3 protein-coding genes, 1 tRNA gene and 1 pseudogene are annotated in these 5,848 nt (G+C 73.1%); 3 read left to right on the top strand and 2 right to left on the bottom strand.

The window, feature by feature from the left end; all coding sequences use genetic code 11:
* Nucleotides 1-212: pseudogene (locus ABZV94_RS39520) on the top strand (SelB C-terminal domain-containing protein); the annotation flags it as partial.
* 11 nt (nt 213-223) lie between these two features.
* Here the strand turns inward: ABZV94_RS39520 and ABZV94_RS39525 are convergent.
* Nucleotides 224-316 (bottom strand) — tRNA-Sec (locus ABZV94_RS39525).
* A 37-nt stretch (nt 317-353) separates the two neighbouring features.
* Between ABZV94_RS39525 and selD the strand changes: the two genes are divergently transcribed.
* The gene (gene selD / locus ABZV94_RS39530) at nt 354-1,367 is read left to right on the top strand and encodes a selenide, water dikinase SelD (protein ID WP_356349581.1); all 1,014 of its coding nucleotides are present in this window, start codon (nt 354-356) and stop codon (nt 1,365-1,367) included.
* A 33-nt stretch (nt 1,368-1,400) separates the two neighbouring features.
* Here the strand turns inward: selD and fdh are convergent, their stop codons facing one another.
* A complete protein-coding gene (fdh, locus tag ABZV94_RS39535) occupies nt 1,401-4,670 on the bottom strand; it encodes a formate dehydrogenase (protein ID WP_356349583.1) in 3,270 nt (1,089 codons plus the stop codon).
* A 304-nt stretch (nt 4,671-4,974) separates the two neighbouring features.
* On the opposite strand from fdh, the gene ABZV94_RS39540 reads away from it, so the two are divergent.
* A complete protein-coding gene (locus ABZV94_RS39540) occupies nt 4,975-5,688 on the top strand; it encodes a haloacid dehalogenase type II (protein ID WP_356349586.1) in 714 nt (237 codons plus the stop codon).
* Nucleotides 5,689-5,848: the final 160 nt, after the last annotated feature.

Genomic DNA, 5,848 nt, shown 5'->3' on the forward strand with positions numbered 1-5,848 from the left:
CCGCCATCGACTGCGGTACCAACTCCATCCGCCTGCTGGTGGCGGACGCCGACGCGGCCGCCGCCCTGCGCGCGCTGCCCCAGCCGTTCACGCTGAGCGAGGCCCGCCGCGCGCTCGACACCACCCGCCGGGTGGCCGTACCGCTGCTGGAGTTCCTGGACGCCCGCGGATTCACCGAGCGCGTCGACGACCAGCGCCGGCGCTGCCGTCCGGAGAGGGGGAACGGAGGCGGACGGGAATCGAACCCGCCTGCCCGAGATCCTCGGGCACCTCGGTTTTGAAGACCGGGAGGGCCACCAGGCACCCACACGCCTCCACCGCTCGTCAGGCTACTGCCCCAGGAGACCACCGGTATGACAACGACACCGGCCCGTCAGACGCCCGTACGGCTCACGCAGTTCGCCCACGGCGGCGGCTGCGCCTGCAAGATCCCGCCCGGCGAGCTGGAAGAGGTGGTCGCCGGGCTGACCGCACCGCCGCTCGCCGGCGGCGACACCCCGCTCCTCGTCGGCCTCGCGACCGGTGACGACGCGGCCGTGGTCACGCACCGGGGGACCGCCCTCGTGTGCACGGCCGACTTCTTCACGCCGGTCGTGGACGACGCCTACGACTGGGGCCGGATCGCCGCCGCCAACGCCCTGTCCGACGTGTACGCGATGGGCGGCCGGCCCGTGCTCGCCGTCAACCTGCTCGCCTGGCCGCGCGACCGGCTCCCGTTCGACCTCGCCCGCGAGGTGCTGCGCGGGGGGCTGGACGTCGCCACCGAGGCGGGCTGCCACGTCGGCGGCGGGCACAGCGTCGACGATCCCGAGCCCAAGTACGGGATGGCCGTCACCGGCATCGCCGATCCGGGGCGGCTGCTGCGCAACGACGCCGGCCGGCCCGGGCTGCCGCTGTCGCTGACCAAACCGCTGGGCACCGGCGTCCTGAACAACCGCCACAAGGCCACCGGCGAGCGGTTCGCGCACGCCGTCGCCACGATGGCCGCGCTCAACAAGGAGGCCTCCGAGGCAGCGCTGGCCGCCGGCGCCGAGTGCGCCACCGACGTCACGGGTTTCGGCTTCCTCGGCCATCTGCACAAGCTGGCCCGCGCCTCCGGCGTCACCGCCGTGGTCGACACCGCCGCCGTGCCCTACCTGGAGGGTGCCCGGGAGGCCGTGCGGGACGGGTACGTCAGCGGAGGCACCCGGCGGAACCTGGAGTGGGTCGCGCCGCACACCGACTTCGGGGACACCGACGCGGACACCCGGCTGCTGCTCGCCGACGCCCAGACCTCCGGCGGACTGCTCGTGGCCGGGGAGGTGCCCGGGGCACCGGTGGTCGGGGAGCTGGTGCCGCGCGGGGCCCACTCCGTCGTCCTCAGGTAGGACCGCTCACACCGCTCGGCTCCCGTACACCGCTCACGGCTCCGTGCCCGTGTGCTCGTCGATGCCCGCCCGGATCCGGTAGGCCCGCACCAGTGCCGGGGCCGCCGGACCCCGGGGCCGCCGGCCCGGGCGGATGTCGACGGCGAACGCCTTCGTCTCCTGGATGTGCGTGTTCGGGTCCAGCGACAGGTGCAGCAGCTCGTTGGCCGCGTCCCCGGTGCTGTAGCCGTTCGGACCCCAGTGGTACGGCAGCCCCACCTGGTGCAGCCGGCGGCCGTGCACGGTCAGCGGGGCCATCCGGTCGGTGACCAGCACCCGCGCCTCGATCACGCCCCGCGCGCTGACGATCGTCGCCCAGCCCGTGTGGGCCAGGCCCCGCTCGGCGGCCAGCTCCGGGGACACCTCGCAGAAGAACTCCGGCTGGAGCTCCGCCAGGTACGGCTGCCAGCGCGACATGCCGCCCGCCGTGTGGTGCTCGGTGAGCCGGTAGGTGGTCGCCACGTACGGGAACACCCCGGAGCCGGGCTCGTCGCCGCTCGGCTGGTAGCGGTTGTCCGGGTGCGGCGGCAGCAACTGCCGTACCGGGTTGCGCTGCTGGTCGTACAGCAGGTTCGGGAACGGGGAGTCCTGCGGCTCGTAGTGCGCGGGCAGCGGTCCGTCGGTCAGCCCGGACGGCACGTACAGCCAGGCCTTGCCGTCGGCCTGCATGATGAACGGGTCCGTGCCGGACAGGGCCTCCGGCCCGCTCGCGTCCTCGGGCGGCTCGTGGTCGGGCGCCTTGTCCTTCTTGAAGTCGGGGACGTCGTGCCCGGTCCACTCGCCCTGCTCACCCTTGTCCGGGTCCCACCACACCAGCGCCTTGCGCTCGCTCCACGGGCGGCCCTCGGGGTCGGCGGAGGCACGGTTGTACAGGATCCGCCGGTTGGCCGGCCAGGCCCACGCCCACTCGGCCGCCACCCAGTCCTGCTCCCGGCCCGGCTTGCGGCGGGCCGCCTGGTTGACGCCGTCGGCGTACACACCGCAGTAGATCCAGCAGCCGCAGGCCGTCGAGCCGTCGGGCTTCAACTGCTCGTACGAGGAGAGCGGGTTGCCCTCGGCGTCGCGGCCGTTGATCTCGGCGAGGACGGCTTCCGCGTCCGGTTCGGCCAGCCGGCCCTTCGTCGGGTAGTCCCAGGCCAGGTCGAGCACCGGCCGGTCCATCTCGTCGCCGGACCCGGCGAGCTTCCGCCGGATGATCCGCCCGAGGTGGTAGGCGAACCACAGGTCGCTGCGCGTGTCGCCGGGCGGTTCGACCGCCTGGTGGTGCCACTGGAGCAGCCGCTGGGTGTTGGTGAAGCTGCCGTCCTTCTCGGTGTGCGCGGCGGCCGGCAGGAAGAACACCTCGGTGCCGATGTCCTCCGTGCGCAGCTCCCCGGTCTCGATCTCGGGGCCGTCCTTCCACCAGGTCGCCGACTCGATCAGGGAGAAGTCGCGGACGACCAGCCAGTCCAGGTTGGCCATGCCCAGCCGTATCAGCTTGGAGTTGGCGTTGCCCACGGCCGGGTTCTCGCCGATGAGGAAGTAGCCCTTGCAGGTGCCCTCCAGCTGGGCCATCGTCGTCTCGTACGTCGAGTGGGAGCCGGTGAGCCGGGGCAGGTAGTCGAAGCAGAAGTCGTTCTCGGGCGTCGCCGCGTCACCCCAGTACGCCTTGAGCAGGCTCACCAGGTACGCGCGCATGTTGCCCCAGTAGCCCTTGTGCGCTGCCTCGGCCTCGATGAACGCGTCCAGGTCCTGGTTCTGGTGGGCATGCGGCATCGGGATGTAGCCCGGCAGCAGGTTGAACAGGGTCGGGATGTCCGTGGAGCCCTGGATGGAGGCGTGCCCGCGCAGGGCCAGGATGCCGCCGCCGGGCCGGCCGATGTTGCCGAGCAGCGTCTGCAGCACCGCGGCCGCCCGGATGTACTGCACGCCCACCGTGTGCTGGGTCCAGCCGACCGCGTAGGCGAACGCGGTGGTCCGGTCGCGCCCGGAGTTCTCCGTGACGAGTTCGCACACCTGCCGGAACACGTCCTGCGGCACCCCGCAGACCTGCTCCACCATCTTGGGCGTGTAGCGGGCGTAGTGCCGCTTGAGCACCTGGAACACACAGCGCGGATGGGTCAGCGTCTCGTCACGTTCCGGCTCGCCCTCGCCGATCACCGCGCCGCCGGAGCCGTGCGCCTCGCCGCGCGCCGCCTCGGTCACCGAGCTTCCGCCGCCGGTGCGCTCGTCGTACTCCTGGTCGCGCTCGCCGGAGGCCGCCTGCACCTCGGACCCCTCGTACTGCCAGCTGGTGTTGTCGTACGCACGGGTGTCGGTGTCGAGGCCGGAGAAGACGCCGGCCAGGTCCTCGGTGTCCCGGAAGTCCTCCCGCAGGATCACCGGCGCGTTGCTGTACGCCACGATGTACTCGCGGAAGTACTTCTCGTGCCGGAGCACGTAGTTGATGATCCCGCCGAGGAAGGCGATGTCCGTGCCCGCGCGCAGCGGCACGTGCACGTCGGCGAGCGCGCTGGTGCGGGTGAAGCGCGGATCGACGTGGATCAGCTTCGCGCCCCGCGCCTTGGCCTCCATCACCCACTGGAACCCGACCGGATGGCACTCGGCCATGTTCGAGCCCTCGATGACGATGCAGTCCGCGTTCTGCAGGTCCTGCTGGAAGGTGGTCGCGCCGCCGCGTCCGAACGAGGTTCCCAGACTGGGAACGGTGGAGGAGTGTCAAACACGCGCCTGGTTCTCGATCTGGATCGCTCCCAGCGCGGTGAACAGCTTCTTGAGCAGGTAGTTCTCTTCGTTGTCGAGCGTGGCCCCGCCGAGGCTGGCGATGCCGAGGGTGCGCCGGGTGCGGGTCCGATCGGCCTCCCACTGCCAGCCGGTCCGGCGGGCCTCGATCACCCGGTCGGCGATCATGTCCATCGCCGTGTCCAGGTCCAGCCGCTCCCACTCGGTGCCGTGCGGGCGCCGGTAGAGGACCTGGTGCTCGCGGGCGTCCCCGGTGGTCAGCTGGAGGCTCGCCGCCCCTTTGGGGCACAGCCGTCCGCGGGAGATGGGGGAGTCGGGGTCGCCCTCGATCTGGGTGACCTTCTCGTCCTGGACGTACACGTTCTGGCCGCAGCCCACCGCGCAGTACGGGCAGACGGACTTCACCACCCGGTCGGCGGTGGCCACCCGGGGGGTCAGCCGCGCGCTGCGCCCGCTCTTCGCGGCGGCGCCGCGGCCGAGCGGGTCCGTGCCGGTGAGCTGGCGGTACACGGGCCAGGAGTCGATCCAGGTACGCACGCCCATGGCTCCTCCTCCCGCTCGGTGCCTCGATTGTCCCGCGCTGTCCGGACCACGGCATCTTCGGCGGTGGCCGGCGACGGGAGTACCCCCGCCCGTTCCGGCCAAACGGATCCGGCAGGTGTGAGTGCGGCGTCCCGGGGGACTCCGCCGCGTGTGGTGTGTCGACGGACGCGCCGGACGCGGTGCCCGTAAGGTCCGGGTGAAGCCACCATCGCGGGCGGCGTGTTCCTCACCTGGTCGTGGGTGAACCGCGAGGAACGCGAAGCCCTGGCCGGGCCCGCCGGCCACCTGGGAGGAGGCGATCCCGTTGCCCGGTGACGGACGTCCCCGCGTCCTCGTGTTCGACGTCAACGAAACACTCACCGACCTGTCCCCGCTCGCGGCCCGGATGGCGGAGACCGGGCTGCCGGAGCAGTCGCTCGCGGCCTGGTTCGCCGGTGTGCTGCGGGACGGGATCGCCCTGAGCCTGGCCGGGGGCCACGCCTCCTTCGGCGAGGTGGCCCGCGACGGCCTGCGGACGCTCGCGGCCTCGGCGCGGGGCGTGGCCGACCCCGAGGCGGCGGCGGACCACGTCCTCGCCGCGCTGCCCCGGCTGCCCCTCCACCCGGACGTCCCCGACGGCGTCCGGGCCCTGCGCGCCGCCGGGTACCGCCTGATCACCCTGACCAACGGCTCCGCCGGCACCACCCGCGCGGTTGTCGACCGGGAAGGACTGACCGACTTTTTCGAGACGCACCTCGACGTGGAGGCGGCGGGCCGCTGGAAACCCGCCCGGGAGGCGTACGCCCACGCCGTGGAGACCGCGGGCGTGCCGGCCGACGAGGTGGTGCTGGTGTCGGTGCACCCCTGGGACATCGACGGCGCGGCCCGGGCCGGCCTCGCCACGGCCTGGCTGCGCCGCTCCCCCCAGCCCTACCCGGCCTCCCAGCTCCCCGCGGCCATCGAGGCCACCAGCCTGCCCGACCTCGCCGAACGGCTCGGCGCCGAGGGGCAGCTGATCGACACCGAGGGCATCGGCTAGGGCTCGCCCGCACGCCGGGAGCCCGCGCCGCAAGGCATGAGCGGCGGGGTCCGGCGGCCGGTGAGCGGGTCCGGCACGCCACCGGCGGTGCGGCGGCGTCGGGCGGAGCGTCGGCGGGCCGTCGGCGGCCGGACTTCCGTGGCGGACCGGCAGCGCGGCC

Origin of the sequence: Streptomyces sp. NPDC004658, from assembly GCF_040609555.1 — a bacterium.
GTDB lineage: Bacteria > Actinomycetota > Actinomycetes > Streptomycetales > Streptomycetaceae > Streptomyces.